Here is a 14,396-nt window from a genome sequence, read left to right on the forward strand (position 1 = left end):
CGGCGGGTCGGCCGGGTGGCAGGGGAGTGTGGCGGGGGGCGGGCAGGGCGATCGGCAGGGCCGGCAGTGCACCGGTCCGCGCCCGCCGAGACGCGTGGCCTCCGTGGCCGCGGCGAAGCGCCGACCGCGGCCTCCGCCTGGGCGAGACCGACCGGCATCGCCACGAGAACGCGGGCACCAGGCCTGCGTAGGCGAGGAGTTCGGCCGGGGTGACGGCAACTCCGGTTGCGTGCATGGAGCGTAGGAAGAACTCCGCCGAACGCCACCCGGCCACCCTTGTTTGTCCTCCTCGTCGGGATTACCACCGTCCAGCCCGGTTTCAGCCCGGTCAACCGGGACCCCGCGGCGAGTTGGAGCGCGTGCAGGCGCTCATGACAAGGCCCGGGTTTCGGTCACGGGGCTGAGCCTGGAATAGTTCCCCACGATGTTCGACATCCCTAGACTCCCTGCGATGGGGGTAACTCGGGGGACAACTCAGTGGGGCATGGAGTGCCGGAACTCGTACTGGAATCAAACGGACGGACCTGGACGTTGGACCCGTCCAGGCCCTACACCCTCGGACGTGATCCTCAGGGTGACATCGTCTTCGACGACGCCAGGGTCTCCTGGCGGCACGCCACGGTCAGCTTCAACGGCCGCAGTTGGGTCATCGAGGACCATGGCAGCACCAACGGCACATTCGTGCAGGGCCGGCGGATCCAGCAGACGGAGATCGGGCCGGGTGCGTCGCTGCACCTCGGCAACGCGACCGACGGACCGCGGCTGAATCTGTCCGGGGCCGCGGCCGGCCAGCAGCAGTCGGCGCCGTACGCCGCACAGGGCGCCGGCGCGCCGGGCTGGGCCCAGCCCACCCCGCAGCAGGGCGCCGCCGCGCAGCCGCAGGCAGCGGCCCCCCAGCCGGCCGTACCGCACCAGGCGCCCGCTCAGCAGCAGGCCCCGCAGCCCGGCTGGCAGCAGCAGGCGCCCGCGATTCCGCAGCAGCAGGCGGCTCCCGCCGACCAGTACGCGCAGCAGGCGCCCGGTGGTGGCGCGGGGGCGCCGCCGGTGCACGGCGACCGCAGCCCGACCACGTTCCACCAGTTCTCGCTCGACCGCGTGATGCGCATCGGCCGTGCCCTGGAGAACGACCTGGTCGTCTCCGACCTGCAGGTCTCCCGGCACCACGCCGAGTTCCACGCCACGCCCGACGGCCGTCTGGAGATCCGCGACCTCGGCTCGCACAACGGCACGTACGTCAACGGCCAGCCGATCGCCAAGGGCGGTTCGGTGCAGCTGGGCCCCGCCGACATCGTCGGCGTCGGCCACTCCACCTTCCGGATCGTCGGCGACCGCCTCGAGGAGTTCGTCGACACCGGTGAGGTCTCCTTCTCCGCGCGCCACCTGACCGTCACGGTCGACGGGGGCAAGCAGATCCTGAGGGACGTCTCCTTCGGCGTCCCGGAGAAGTCCCTGGTCGCGGTCATCGGCCCGTCCGGCTCCGGCAAGTCGACCCTGCTCAAGGCGCTCACCGGTTACCGGCCCGCCAACCAGGGCGAGGTGCTGTACGACAACCGGAACCTGTACAAGCAGTTCGCCGAGCTGCGCCAGCGCATCGGTCTGGTCCCGCAGGACGACATCCTGCACAAGGAGCTGACCGTCAAGAAGGCCCTGAAGTACGCGGCCAAGCTGCGCTTCCCGGCCGACACCACCGCGGCCGAGCGCGACGCCCGTATCGACGAGGTGCTGCGTGAGCTGAAGCTGGACATCCACAAGGACAAGAAGGTCACCTCGCTCTCCGGCGGCCAGCGCAAGCGCGTGTCCGTCGCCCTGGAGCTCCTCACCAAGCCCTCGCTGATCTTCCTCGACGAGCCGACCTCCGGACTCGACCCGGGCATGGACCGCGATGTCATGCAGCTGCTGCGCGGCCTCGCCGACGACGGCCGTACGGTCCTCGTGGTCACCCACTCGGTGGCCGAGCTGGCCCTGTGCGACAAGCTGCTGGTGATGGCGCCGGGCGGAGCGGTCGCCTACTTCGGCCCGCCGGAGGAGGCGCTGAACTTCTTCGGCTACGACAGCTGGGCCGATGTCTTCTCCGCCTTCGAGAGCTACCGCGACTACGACTGGGCGGGCCGCTGGAAGGGCTCGCAGCACTACCAGCTGTACGCCGCGGACGTCGACTCGGTCGCCCCGCAGGCGGTCCAGATGCAGCCGATGCAGGCGATCAGGCCGCCCAAGCCGCAGGGCTGGTTCTCCCAGTTCGTCACCCTGGTGCGGCGCTACGTGTCGGTCATCGTCTCCGACCGCGGCTTCCTGGCCCTGATGGTGCTGCTGCCGGCCGTCATCGGCTCGGTCAGCCTGCTGATCCACCCCGACCGCGGTCTGCTGCCCAGTGGCGCCAATCCGCGGACCGGGCAGATCGTGCCCAACGGCACGGCCACCACCGTGCTGCTGATCCTCGCCGTCGGCGCCTGCTTCGCCGGTGCCGCCAACTCCGTCCGTGAGCTGATCAAGGAACGGGTCATCTACGAGCGGGAGCGCGCGACCGGCCTGTCCCGGTCGGCGTACCTGATGTCGAAGGTGTTCGTGCTCGGCGTGATCACCGGACTCCAGGGACTGCTGGTCGGCGTCATCGGCTTCGGCAAGCGCGAGATCCCCGACCAGGGGCTCATCCTCGGGCACGCCACTCTGCTGGAGCTGTCCCTGCCGATCATGGGGCTCGGCTTCGCCGCGATGATGTTCGGCCTGATCATCTCCTCGCTGGTGAAGACCGCCGAGAAGACCATGCCGCTGCTGGTCATGTTCGCGATCATCCAGGTCGTCTTCACCGGCTGTCTGTTCGCCGTGCACGGCACGGTCGGCGTCAACGAGTTCTCGTACCTGATGCCGTCCCGCTGGGCGGTCGCCGCAGCCGGTGCCACGCTGGACTTCAACCAGATCAGCCCGCCGGAGACCGCCGGCGACAACGACCCGCTGTGGAACCACACGGCGGCGGCCTGGACCGGGGACATGATCTTGCTGATCGTGCTCGGTGTGATCTGCGGCTTCTTCGTGGCCCGCTTCCTGCGCCGGCACGAGCCGGAGGTCATGCGGAAGTAACCGCGCCCTGGCACAGACGCCGAAGGGCGGCACCCCACACGGGGTGCCGCCCTTTCGCGTCTCGGAGAGGTCCGCGCCGACCTCAGTACGCGCTGTTGACGTTGTCCATGGAGCCGTACCGGTGGGCCGCGTAGTTGGCGGCGGCGGTGATGTTGGCGACCGGGTCGTAGATGTTCCACGACGTGCCGGGCACGTGGTAGGTGTTGAAGGTGGGCTGGATCACCTGCAGCAGGCCCTTGGACGGGATGCCGTTGACGGCGTTGATGTCCCAGTTGTTGATGGCCGTCGGGTTGCCCGAGGACTCACGCATGATGTTGCGGTGCAGGCCGCTGTAGGAGCCCGGGATGTTGTGCTGCTTCATGATGTCCAGCGCCTGCCGGATCCAGCCGTCGAGGTTGTTCGCATAGGTCTTCGCGGCGACCGGCTGCATCGGGATGCGCTGCGCGGAGCGGCTCGCGGCCGCCTGGGCGGCGCGGTCCTGTGCGGCCTTCTTCACGGCGGCGTCGGCGGCGGCCTTCTTCGCCGCGGCCTCGGCGCGCTGCTTGGCGGCGGCGTCGGCGGCGGCCTTCTTCTGCGCGGCGAACGTGTCGAGCTTGACCGCCTCGGTGGCGAGCTGGTCGGTGACCGTGCCCTTGACGTTCTTCAGCGCGGTGGCGGAGGCGACCTGGGCGGTGGCGGCCGGGGCGCCGGTGGTGACGGTCTCCGCGTTGCCGGGGACGGCCGAGAGCGCGATGGCGGCGGTGCCGAGAGCGGCGACACCGGCGACGGCGATCTTGTGCTGCTTGGTCAGGAGACGACTATGAGCACGGCTGAGGATGTTCTTGGGCATGGCTGATGGACCTCTTCGTTGGCGCGGAGGTCGCTCCTGCGTCCGCCGGGGGAATCGGCTCCTCCCGCACGAACGCCGCGGGCTGGCAGCCGCGGCGCTGAGCGACGGGAGCAATTCTTAGCGGGCGCAAAATGCCCAGGCAAAGGTGTGACCTACGATCCTCGATAGTGGATCAGTGAAGGGCAAAACGGGACAGATTGGACCGTCTGTCCCGTTCACCCCGGGAGGTTTATCTCCTATGCCCGTTCGTACGTGATGTGGGCCCTATGTGCGGGCTCACATCGGAGACGTAACAGTCTCACCGTGAGTTGCCTGTGCGATGCGCTGCGTGACGCCCCTCCTTCGTGAGGATGAGAGGGACGTCGCCGAACTCGTGCCACAGGTAGAGCCCCCGCAGCGCCTCCTCCACCCCGGCCGCCCGCACCACCCCGTCCGGGCCGGCCGCCGACTCCACCGCCCGCACGGCCGTCGTACCGACCGCGATCACCCTCGCCCGCCCGCCCGCACGGCGTCGATCAGCCGCGCCGGCGCCCCCGGCTCCGCGAACCGCTCCGGATACGGCGGCTCGTGCGCCTCCGCCGACGCCGCCCCCGTGTCCAGCGTGACCGGCGCGAACTGCACACCCCGGCTCACCAGCTCGGCCACCGGGCGCGCGGTGAAAGGCCGTGCCGCACTCGGCATCTCCGTACTGCCCGACCCGTCCGGCGACGGCAGCGCGAACACCGTCCGGTACGCCGACAGCGGCTGGTCCCGTTCGGTACTGGAGTAGCGAATGGGCCGCCCACAGGCGCGCAGCATCTCAAGGACGTCCCCGCCCGGCCGGGCCCACCACAGCCACAGCCGCCCCCCGTGCGGGCTCAGCGGCTCCTGCAGCACCAGCCGCCCCGCCGCCCCCGGCAGTATCACCTCCGTACCCGCATGTGTGGCCGCACGCGCGGTGTAGTGCCCTGCCCGTACGGCTCCCGCACCTCGACCGCCCATCGGCCGTCGTCCCCGCGCGTCGAGAAATGCACCACCAGCAGGTCCCCGGCCCGGGTGCGGTAGGCGTCCACCGCCGCGTCTGGGCTCAGCTGCAGCAGCCCCAGCGGAGCCACCGCATCGGTCTCCAGCGCGGCCCGGAAGCCGTCCAGCGGCTGGGTGGCGAGCGGCACCAGGGGCTTCGTGCCCGGGATCCCCGGGTTGTTCACCAGCAGATCGACACCGCCGAGCGCGCCGGCCGCCGCCACCAGCTCCGCCCGGTGCCCGGCGTCCGTCACATCCCCGGCCGGTGCCTCCACGCGCGTGCCGTGTCCGGAGACGCTCTCCGCGGCCTCCTTGAGCGCCTCGGCGCTCCGGGCGTCCAGCACCAGGTCCCAGCCCCGTGCGGCCAGCGCCTCGGCGAGCGCCCGCCCCAGCCCCGCCGAGCACCCCGTGGTGATCGCTACCGGCATGACTACCGTCCCCTCGTCGCCGACACCGTGGGAACGGCACCGCCCCGGCCGTCTCGGACGCGGGCCGCAGACCCGAGGGACCCTTCGGCGTACACCGCACGGCCGGGGCCCCGGATCCAGACCCGCAGGCCTAGGTCCAGCGGACCAGGCCCGGCTGTCACCGGTCCGATCCGCGCTGTCACACCCCGCCGGTACCGTGAGGGCATGAGTCAAGGTCCCCGGTCCGGCCTCGCCGCGGTCAGTGCCGCGCTGCTGGCCATGAGCAGGCACCTGGAGGTGCGCGATGTCCTCAAGACGATCGTTGCCTCCGCCCGTGAGCTGCTCGATGCGCAGTACGCCGCCCTGGGCGTCCCCGACGACCACGGCGGCTTCGCCCAGTTCGTCGTCGACGGCGTCAGCGACGCCCAGTGGAAGGCCATCGGCCCGCTGCCCCGCCAGCACGGCATCCTCGCCGCGATGCTGCACGAGGCGAAGGCCGAGCGTCTTGCCGACGTGCGCAAGGACCCCCGCTTCGAGGGCTGGCCGTCCGCGCATCCGGACCTGGTCGACTTCCTCGGCCTGCCCATCCGCGACGGCGACGAGGTCATCGGCGCGCTGTTCCTGGCCAACAAGCTGCGTCCTGCGGAGGGACACCCCCCACACCCCCCGTGCCCGAGACCGGAGGGGAGCTGCGGCTTCACCGAAGAGGACCAGGAGCTGCTCTCCATCCTCGCCCAGCACGCCGCCATCGCCCTCACCAACGCCCGCCTGTACGAGCGCAGCCGTGAGCTGACCATCGCCGAGGAACGCTCCCGCCTCGCCCACGAGCTGCACGACGCGGTCAGCCAGAAGCTCTTCTCGCTGCGCCTGACCGCCCAGGCCGCCACGGCCCTCGTCGACCGCGACCCCGCCCGCGCCAAGGGCGAGCTGCACCAGGTCGCCGTGCTCGCCGCCGAGGCCGCCGACGAACTGCGTGCGGCGGTGGTCGAGTTGCGCCCGGCCGCCCTGGACGAGGACGGCCTCGTCGCCACCCTGCGCACCCAGACACAGGTCCTCGACCGCGCCCACACCGCGCGCGTGACCTTCACCAGTAACGGCTTCCGCGCCCTGCCCGCCGCCCAGGAGGAAGCCCTGCTCAGGGTCGCCCAGGAGGCCCTGCACAACGCCCTGCGCCACTCCGGCGCCGAACACGTCGACGTGAGCGTCCAGCGGCGCGGCTGCGGAGCCGTGCTGCGCGTCACCGACGACGGCGACGGCTTTGACCCCAAGGCGGTCCGCCGCGCCGGACGCCACCTGGGCCTGGTCTCCATGCGGGACCGGGCGAGCGGGGTCGGCGGCGCGCTGAGCGTGGAGTCGGCGCCCGGCAAGGGCACCACGATCGAGATGGAGGTCCCCGGTGGCTGACGCAATCAAGGTGCTGCTCGTCGACGACCACCAGGTCGTCCGCCGGGGCCTGCGCACCTTCCTGGAGGTGCAGGACGACATCGAGGTCATCGGCGAGGCCGCCGACGGCGCGGAGGGCGTCGCCCGTGCCGAGCAACTGCGGCCGGACGTCGTCCTGATGGACGTCAAGATGCCCGGCACGGACGGCATCGACGCCCTGCGCAAGCTCCGCGAACTCGACAACCCCGCGCGCGTGCTGATCGTCACCAGCTTCACCGAGCAGCGCACGGTCGTACCGGCGCTGCGCGCGGGCGCCGCCGGATACGTCTACAAGGACGTGGACCCCGACGCCCTCGCCGGCGCCATCCGTTCCGTGCACGCCGGCCACATCCTCCTCCAGCCGGAGGTCGCCGGGGCCCTGCTCTCCCAGGAGATGAGCAACTCGGGGCAGGGGAGGGGGAGCTCACTCACCGAGCGGGAGCGTGAAGTGCTCGGCCTGATAGCCGACGGCCGCTCCAACCGCGAGATCGCCCGCGCCTTGGTGCTGTCCGAGAAGACAGTCAAGACGCACGTCTCCAACATCCTCATGAAACTGGACCTCGCCGACCGCACCCAGGCCGCCCTGTGGGCCGTTCGCCATGGCCTGACCGGCTGAAACGCCCTCACCAAGGCATCGCCGAGGGCAACGCGAGTGGTCAGGCTATGGACTGAGATTCATACCGTCGTGGGAATGTCACTCGGATGGCGCACCCTTCGGCGGTCTCCGCCGTTCTCCAGTGCGTGCTGCGGCGAACCGCCGCGGTGAACGCCTAGGAGGGGTTGGAAAGTGAAGAACCTGAAGAAGGCCGCGGCCGTGACGATGGTGGCCGGTGGCCTGGTGGCCGCGGGTGCGGGGATGGCCTCCGCCACGGAGGGTGCCCACGCCTGCGGCGACGCCCAGGGCTCCCCGGGGGTCATCTCGGGCAACGTCACCCAGGTCCCCGTGCACATCCCGCTGAACCTGGTCGGCAACAGCACGAACGTGATCGGCGTGCTGAACCCGGCCTTCGGCAACACCGGCCTCAACCACTGAGGTCCTGCCCACACGACCACAGGCCTCCCGTGTGCACCGGGAGGCCTGTCTGCTTTCCGCCGGCCGCCGGCCGTCAGCCGTCAGCCGTCAGCCGCCTACCGCACTCCCCGCTCCCGCTCCTCCACGACGGAGTTGTACGCCGCCACCTGCGCCCGCCGCGCCGTCCGCTCCACGGGCCGCAGCGCCTCGGACCGGGCAGCCATCTCCGCGGAGGTGACCGCAGCCCCGTGCCCCCTGTCGTAGGCCAGGGACACCAGCAGCCCCACCCGCTGCGCCAGCTCCAGCACCCGCGCCGCACGCGACGGATACCCCGGCGCGAGCACCTCCTGACCATGCTCGGCCCGCGCCCGGTACGCGTCGATCGCCGCCTCCGCCATCGGCCCCGACCCGGCGACGTCCAGCTTCGACAGCACCGCGGTCGCCTCGCGCAGCGCCTCCGCAAGCTCCCGCTCGGCCTCGCCCAGCGACGGCACATCGGCGGGCGGCGCCTCCCGCACCGGCAGCACCTGCCAGACCACCTCGGCATGCACATCACCCTCGGGCCCGGCCTCGTACACCTGAGGCACCAGACCGAACGCGGCACCGAAGCAGACCACCGCCTCCTCGGCCGCCAGCGCCCGCGCATTGAACTCCGGCGGCCCGCTCAGCCCCAGCGGATGCCCCGGCACCGGCAGCGCGACCCGCAGCCCCGTCGCCCCCAGCGTCCGCAGCCGCCCCAGCGCGAGCGTGAGCCCCACCTGCGCGGATTCCCCGGGCAGCCCCTCCACCCGGTGCACGGTGTCCTCACCCACAATGGCGAGCGCGGCGTCATCCGGAGAGACAAGTCCGGCCAAAAGGGCATTTCCCCAAGCGGCAAGGCGTCCTGAACGCGGTTCCCAGAGCATGCACCCACCCTAAGGACAGGACCGATGGAATGGTGCCGGGCACTCGTGGCGTAGATTTCATAAGGGCTGCGCCCACCGGCGCGGCGGACCGAGCCACAGGCGTACGCGACAGCCGAGACCGGCCACACTGCAAGGGGAGACAACGCGCTCATGAGCGATGTTCTGGAGCTTCAGGACGTATCCGTGGTCCGCGAGGGCCGGGCTCTGGTGGACCAGGTCTCCTGGTCGGTGAAGGAAGGGGAGCGCTGGGTCATCCTCGGCCCCAACGGCGCCGGCAAGACCACGCTGCTGAACGTCGCCTCCAGCTACCTCTTCCCCAGCAAGGGCACCGCCACCATCCTCGGCGACACCCTCGGCAAGATCGACGTCTTCGACCTGCGCCCCCGCATCGGCATGGCCGGCATCGCCATGGCCGAGAAGCTCCCCAAGCGCCAGACCGTGCTGGAAACCGTGCTGACGGCCGCCTACGGCATGACCGCCCACTGGCAGGAGGAGTACGACGAGGTCGACGAGCAGCGCGCCCGCGCCTTCCTCGACCGCCTCGGCATGAGCGACTACGTCGACCGCCGCTTCGGCACTCTCTCCGAGGGCGAGCGCAAGCGCACCCTGATCGCCCGCGCCCTGATGACCGACCCCGAACTGCTCCTGCTCGACGAGCCCGCCGCCGGCCTCGACCTCGGCGGACGCGAGGACCTGGTCCGCCGCCTCGGCCGGCTCGCCCGCGACCCCATCGCACCCTCGATGATCATGGTCACCCACCACGTCGAGGAGATCGCCCCCGGCTTCACCCACGTCCTGATGATCCGCCAGGGCAAGGTCCTCGCCGCCGGCCCGATCGAACTGGAACTGACCTCCCGCAACCTCTCGCTCTGCTTCGGCCTCCCGCTCGTCGTCGAGCAGGTCGGCGACCGCTGGACGGCTCAGGGCCTGCCCCTGTCCTGACCCTTCACCGGAGGCGGCCGTGAGCCCGCCCCGCTCCCTTTCGCGCCCTGTCCGCCGCCCGTCCCCGGCCCTACCATGACCATGTGAACGACATCGACGCATGGGTGTGGTGGCTCGTCGGCGCGGCGGCGCTCGGAATCCCGCTCGTGGTCACCGCGATGCCTGAGTTCGGCATGCTCGCGGTGGGAGCCGTCGCGGCCGCCGTGGTGTCAGGCCTCGGCTTCGACGCCGTGATCCAGGTCCTCGCGTTCGTCGTCGTCTCCGTCGCGCTCATCGCCGTCGTCCGCCCCATCGCGGCCCGGCACGGCAGACAACGCCCCCAATTCGCCACCGGTGTCGACGCCTTGAAGGGCAGGCAGGCAGTCGTCCTCGAACGCGTCGACGGCTCCGGCGGCCGCATCAAGCTCGCCGGAGAGGTCTGGTCGGCCCGCTCCCTCGACACCGGACGGGCCTACGAAGTCGGCCAGGAGGTGGACGTCGTGGACATCGAAGGGGCCACCGCCATCGTCATCTGAGGCATCCGGCCCACGAGTTGGGCGACGGTCTGTCAGACTCGACCAGCAAGATCTTCAACAACCAGCGGGGTCTGCCGAGGCGCCGAGGCGGAGAGGGGTACGGGGAACACGATGGAACCGGTCATCATCGTCCTGGTCATTCTGGTGGTGTTGGTCTTCATCGCCCTGATCAAGACCATCCAGGTCATCCCACAGGCCAGCGCCGCCATCGTCGAGCGCTTCGGCCGCTACACACGCACCCTGAACGCGGGCCTGAACATCGTGGTCCCGTTCATCGACACCATCCGCAACCGCATCGACCTGCGCGAACAGGTCGTACCGTTCCCGCCGCAGCCGGTGATCACCCAGGACAACCTGGTCGTCAACATCGACACGGTCATCTACTACCAGGTGACGGACGCCCGCGCGGCCACCTACGAGGTCGCCAGCTACATCCAGGCGATCGAGCAGCTCACCGTCACCACACTCCGCAACATCATCGGCGGCATGGACCTGGAGCGCACCCTGACCTCCCGCGAGGAGATCAACGCCGCCCTGCGCGGCGTCCTCGACGAGGCGACGGGCAAGTGGGGCATCCGCGTCAACCGGGTGGAACTGAAGGCCATCGAACCGCCCACCTCCATCCAGGACTCGATGGAGAAGCAGATGCGCGCCGACCGTGACAAGCGCGCCGCGATCCTCACCGCCGAAGGTACGCGCCAGGCCGCCATCCTCACCGCCGAGGGCGAGAAGCAGTCCCAGATCCTGCGCGCCGAAGGTGAGGCCAAGGCCGCCGCCCTGCGCGCCGAGGGTGAGGCCCAGGCGGTCCGTACGGTCTTCGAGGCCATCCACGCCGGCGATCCCGACCAGAAGCTCCTCTCCTACCAGTACCTCCAGATGCTCCCGAAGATCGCCGAGGGCGACGCCAACAAGCTCTGGATCGTCCCCAGCGAAATCGGCGACGCCCTCAAGGGCCTCTCCGGCGCCATGGGCAACTTCGGCTCTCTGGGCGGCGGTTCGGGCAACAACGGCTCGTCGGGCAACGGCCACAACGGGGGTACAGAGCGCCGAGAGAAGCCGTCGATCGACTGACATCCTCGTACACGGAGAGGGCTCACCTTCTGCGGGAAGGTGAGCCCTCTCCGTAAGGGCGCCGCATGAGTCAAGCCGCATGAGTCAAGCGGCGGCCTGTGACAGCCACTCCGGAAGCGCCTCGAACTCCTCGGCCCCCAGCGCGAGCAACATCGCGTCCTGAGGCGTCGGCTCGAACGGCTGCCGGAGCAACGGCATACCCGCCTGCTCCGGAGTCCGGTCCGCCTTCCGGTGATTGTCCTCCGCACACGACGCCACCGTGTTCAGCCATGAGTCGGTGCCACCCTGCGCCCGGGGCACCACATGGTCCACGGTCGTCGCCCTGCGCCCGCAGTACGCGCACCGGTGCCGGTCCCGGACCAGCACACCCCGCCTCGACCACGGAGCCCGTCTTCGGAACGGCACCCGTACGTACCTGCACAGCCTGATCACCCGGGGCGCGGGGATGTCCACAGCGGCACCGCGCATCCGCAGTTCGGGATGGGCCTGCTCGACGACGGCCTTGTCCTGGAGCACCAGAACGACGGCCCGGTTCAGCGTCACCGTCGACAGCGGCTCGAAGCTCGCGTTCAGCACCAGCGTGTCCCGCATCCAGCCCACCTCCCGTGTGCACCTGCCCACCCCCCGGCGGGCTTGGATCAACTCTGGACGGGCGCGCCGAGATGGACAACGCAATAAAAAATGCCCGCCTCCGATCACTTCCAAGACCGGAGGCGGGCAAACGTTCAATGAACGCTCGACTGAATCGCGGCGCTGCGCTCAGCCCTGCGCGGGATTCTCGTACTCACCGATGAGCTGCGCACGCGCGATCGTGTGGAAGCGCAGATTGAAGCCGACGACGGCCGGCGACGCGTCCGCATCGGGACCCAGCTTCTCCTTGTCCACCGCGTACACCGTGAAGACGTACCGGTGCGGGCCGTCCCCGGGCGGCGGCGCGGCACCGCCGAAGTCCTTCGTCCCGTAGTCGTTGCGCGCATGCACCGCGCCCTCGGGCAGACCCTCGAACTTGCCGCTGCCCGCCCCCGCCGGCAGCTCCGTCACGGAGGCCGGGATGTCGAACAGGACCCAGTGCCAGAACCCGCTGCCGGTCGGCGCGTCGGGGTCGTAGCAGGTCACGGCGAAGCTCTTGGTCTCCGGCGGGAACCCCTCCCAGCGCAGCTGCGGCGAGGTGTTGCCCTCCGCGTGGACCTGGGCGCTCTTCAGCGCCGCACCCTCCTCGACATCCGCGCTCGTCACCGTGAACGACGGCACGGGCGGATGGAAGTCATGGGGGAGCGGCCGCCGCTTGAGCTCGGTCACCTCGGTACCTCCTGATCGACGATCTGGAACCAGCAGTTCCCGAGCCTAGAACCAGTTGCGCCTGCCGCCGACCTCGGACAGCCACTGGTTGAGATAAGCCGCCCAGTCGGTCCCCTGCCAGTCGTTCAGCCCCACCTGGAAGGACCGGTAGGTGTCCGAGCCCTCGCTGAACAGACCCGGCTTCTTGTCCATCTCCAGCACGACGTCCATCGCGTACTCATCGGCCACGAAGCTCAGCTCGACCTGGTTCAGACCCCGGTACTGCGACGGCGGGTGGAACTCGATCTCCTGGTAGAACGGCAGCGTCTGCCGCGTCCCCCGGATGTGGCCGCGCTCCATGTCCGCGTTCTTGAAGCGGAAGCCCAGCTGGATGAACGCGTCCAGGATCGCCTTCTGCGCCGGCAGCGGATGCACGTTGACCGGGTCCAGATCGGTGGAGTCCACGGCCCGCGCGATCGCCAGTTCGGTCGTCACCCCGATGTGCATCCCGCGCAGCGCCTGTCCGTCGATCATCGTGACCGGCGTCTCCCAGGGGATCTCCAGACCGAACGGCACCGCGTGCACGGCACCCGCCTGCAGCTCGAAGGCACCGCCGAGCCGCACCTTCGTGAACTCGATGTCCTGCTTGTACTCCTGGTCGCCGCTCTCCACCTCGACCTTGGCCTGCAGACCGACGGACAGCCCCTCGACGTCCTGGTTCACGGACCCGCCCTGGATCCGCACCTCGCCCTGAACGACACCACCCGGCACGACGTTGACCTCGGTCAGCACCGTCTCGACCGAGGCCCCGCCGGCCCCGAGGCTCGCGAGCAGCTTCTTGAACGCCATTGACTCTCCCTTTACGAACGGACCTCGCCCCTACAAACGCGATCCGCCCGCCACCGGTTCCGCCGGCGCGGTGCTCCGTCTGCACTACCCTCGGAGGGCATGATCGCGCCCCCGGACCGTACGCCACTGCCCAGAGAGTTCTTCGACCGCCCGGTCCTGGAGGTGGCACCGGACCTCCTCGGCCGCATCCTGGTCCGCACGACACCCGACGGCCCGATCGCCGTCCGCCTCACAGAGGTCGAGGCGTACGACGGCCCGAACGACCCCGGCTCCCACGCCTACCGCGGCCGCACCGCCCGCAACGCGGTGATGTTCGGTGAGCCCGGACATGTGTACGTCTACTTCACCTACGGCATGTGGCACTGCATGAACCTGGTCTGCGGTCCCGAGGGCCGGGCGAGCGCCGTCCTGCTCCGCGCCGGCGAGGTGATCGAGGGCGTGGACCTGGCCCGGAAACGTCGAGTTTCGGCCCGGAACGACAAGGAACTGGCCAAGGGTCCGGCCCGCCTGGCGACGGCCCTGGAAGTCGACCGCGCGCTGGACGGCACGGACGCGTGTGCCACCGGAGAAACGCCGCTGAGGATGCTGACCGGTACGCCGATAGCCCCTGACCAGGTACGAAGCGGACCCCGCACCGGAGTCGCCGGCGAAGGCGGGAACGGCGACGTCCACCCCTGGCGTTACTGGGCAGCCGGCGACCCGACCGTGAGCCCCTATCGAGCCCATGTACCGAGGCGCCGCCGAAGTTGACGCGCCCTGCGAAGGTGCGTAATGTATCCCGAGCCGCTGAACCGGGTACGGCGATCGCCTGCAGCCGGAGCGGCCAACCCACTACCTAGCTACAGCCCCTCGGCGGGGTCGTTTCTGGCGCGCTCGCGTGCCCGAATTCGAACTCGCGAGACTCGATTATGAGTCGCCGAGAGAATGAGCTAACGTAGTGAATGTCGAAAGGGCGGACGGCGAAAGCCGAAAACCCCGGAGACATCCCGCCGACAGGGAATCGGATCGAGAAAAGATCTGATAGAGTCGGAAACGCAAGACCGAAGGGAAGCGCCCGGAGGAAAGCCCGAGAGGGTGAGTACAAAGGAA

Annotated in this window: 13 protein-coding genes and 2 pseudogenes; 8 read left to right on the forward strand and 7 right to left on the reverse strand. The window is 70.1% G+C overall.

The window, feature by feature from the left end:
- The first annotated feature begins 477 nt into the window (after positions 1 to 477).
- Entirely contained in the window at positions 478 to 3,075 is a 2,598-nt protein-coding gene (locus ABZ624_RS25685) for an FHA domain-containing protein (RefSeq protein ID WP_360093391.1), read from the forward strand.
- A gap of 82 nt (positions 3,076 to 3,157) precedes the next feature.
- Here ABZ624_RS25685 and ABZ624_RS25690 read toward each other — a convergent pair whose 3' ends face one another.
- The 3 genes and pseudogenes from ABZ624_RS25690 to ABZ624_RS25700 form a co-directional block, all read right to left on the reverse strand.
- Positions 3,158 to 3,904 carry a transglycosylase SLT domain-containing protein gene (locus ABZ624_RS25690; RefSeq protein ID WP_360093394.1) on the reverse strand — a complete coding sequence of 249 codons (747 nt, stop codon included), beginning with the start codon at positions 3,902 to 3,904 and terminating at the stop codon, positions 3,158 to 3,160.
- Between the two features lie 298 nt (positions 3,905 to 4,202).
- Positions 4,203 to 4,923: pseudogene (locus ABZ624_RS25695) on the reverse strand (S-adenosylmethionine:tRNA ribosyltransferase-isomerase); the annotation flags it as partial.
- Between the two features lie 51 nt (positions 4,924 to 4,974).
- Positions 4,975 to 5,334, reverse strand: a pseudogene (locus tag ABZ624_RS25700) (SDR family NAD(P)-dependent oxidoreductase); the annotation flags it as partial.
- 204 nt (positions 5,335 to 5,538) lie between these two features.
- On the opposite strand from ABZ624_RS25700, the gene ABZ624_RS25705 reads away from it, so the two are divergent.
- The 3 genes from ABZ624_RS25705 (at position 5,539) to ABZ624_RS25715 (ending at position 7,768) form a co-directional block, all read left to right on the forward strand.
- Positions 5,539 to 6,717 carry a GAF domain-containing sensor histidine kinase gene (locus ABZ624_RS25705; RefSeq protein ID WP_360093397.1) on the forward strand — a complete coding sequence of 393 codons (1,179 nt, stop codon included), beginning with the start codon at positions 5,539 to 5,541 and terminating at the stop codon, positions 6,715 to 6,717.
- On the forward strand, positions 6,710 to 7,351 hold the full coding sequence (locus ABZ624_RS25710) for a response regulator transcription factor (RefSeq protein WP_360093400.1): 642 nt from the start codon (positions 6,710 to 6,712) through the stop codon (positions 7,349 to 7,351). Before ABZ624_RS25705 ends, ABZ624_RS25710 begins: the two co-directional genes overlap by 8 nt.
- 171 nt (positions 7,352 to 7,522) lie before the next feature.
- Entirely contained in the window at positions 7,523 to 7,768 is a 246-nt protein-coding gene (locus ABZ624_RS25715; RefSeq protein WP_360093403.1) for a chaplin, read from the forward strand.
- A 95-nt stretch (positions 7,769 to 7,863) separates the two neighbouring features.
- Here the strand turns inward: ABZ624_RS25715 and ABZ624_RS25720 are convergent, their stop codons facing one another.
- The gene (locus tag ABZ624_RS25720) at positions 7,864 to 8,652 is read right to left on the reverse strand and encodes a hypothetical protein (protein ID WP_360093406.1); all 789 of its coding nucleotides are present in this window, start codon (positions 8,650 to 8,652) and stop codon (positions 7,864 to 7,866) included.
- 150 nt (positions 8,653 to 8,802) lie between these two features.
- Between ABZ624_RS25720 and ABZ624_RS25725 the strand changes: the two genes are divergently transcribed.
- From ABZ624_RS25725 to ABZ624_RS25735, 3 genes are all read left to right on the forward strand, one after another.
- The gene (locus ABZ624_RS25725; RefSeq protein ID WP_351247562.1) at positions 8,803 to 9,594 is read left to right on the forward strand and encodes an ABC transporter ATP-binding protein; all 792 of its coding nucleotides are present in this window, start codon (positions 8,803 to 8,805) and stop codon (positions 9,592 to 9,594) included.
- Positions 9,595 to 9,677: 83 nt separating this feature from the next.
- Entirely contained in the window at positions 9,678 to 10,109 is a 432-nt protein-coding gene (locus tag ABZ624_RS25730) for an NfeD family protein (protein ID WP_360093409.1), read from the forward strand.
- Positions 10,110 to 10,220: 111 nt separating this feature from the next.
- On the forward strand, positions 10,221 to 11,180 hold the full coding sequence (locus ABZ624_RS25735) for an SPFH domain-containing protein (protein WP_360093412.1): 960 nt from the start codon (positions 10,221 to 10,223) through the stop codon (positions 11,178 to 11,180).
- 84 nt (positions 11,181 to 11,264) lie between these two features.
- Here the strand turns inward: ABZ624_RS25735 and ABZ624_RS25740 are convergent, their stop codons facing one another.
- From ABZ624_RS25740 to ABZ624_RS25750, 3 genes are all read right to left on the reverse strand, one after another.
- Entirely contained in the window at positions 11,265 to 11,771 is a 507-nt protein-coding gene (locus tag ABZ624_RS25740; protein WP_360093415.1) for an HNH endonuclease, read from the reverse strand.
- 168 nt (positions 11,772 to 11,939) lie between these two features.
- Complete coding sequence (locus ABZ624_RS25745; protein ID WP_360093418.1) at positions 11,940 to 12,479, reverse strand: YbhB/YbcL family Raf kinase inhibitor-like protein; 540 nt, start codon at positions 12,477 to 12,479, stop codon at positions 11,940 to 11,942.
- 45 nt (positions 12,480 to 12,524) lie between these two features.
- Positions 12,525 to 13,307 (reverse strand): sporulation protein, encoded by a 783-nt coding sequence (locus ABZ624_RS25750; RefSeq protein ID WP_360093421.1) that lies wholly within the window; start codon positions 13,305 to 13,307, stop codon positions 12,525 to 12,527.
- A 99-nt stretch (positions 13,308 to 13,406) separates the two neighbouring features.
- Here ABZ624_RS25750 and ABZ624_RS25755 point away from each other — a divergent pair, with 99 nt between their 5' ends.
- Entirely contained in the window at positions 13,407 to 14,057 is a 651-nt protein-coding gene (locus ABZ624_RS25755; protein ID WP_360093424.1) for a DNA-3-methyladenine glycosylase, read from the forward strand.
- Positions 14,058 to 14,396 lie beyond the last annotated feature (339 nt).

The organism is Streptomyces sp. NPDC007205, assembly GCF_040634095.1.
GTDB lineage: Bacteria > Actinomycetota > Actinomycetes > Streptomycetales > Streptomycetaceae > Streptomyces.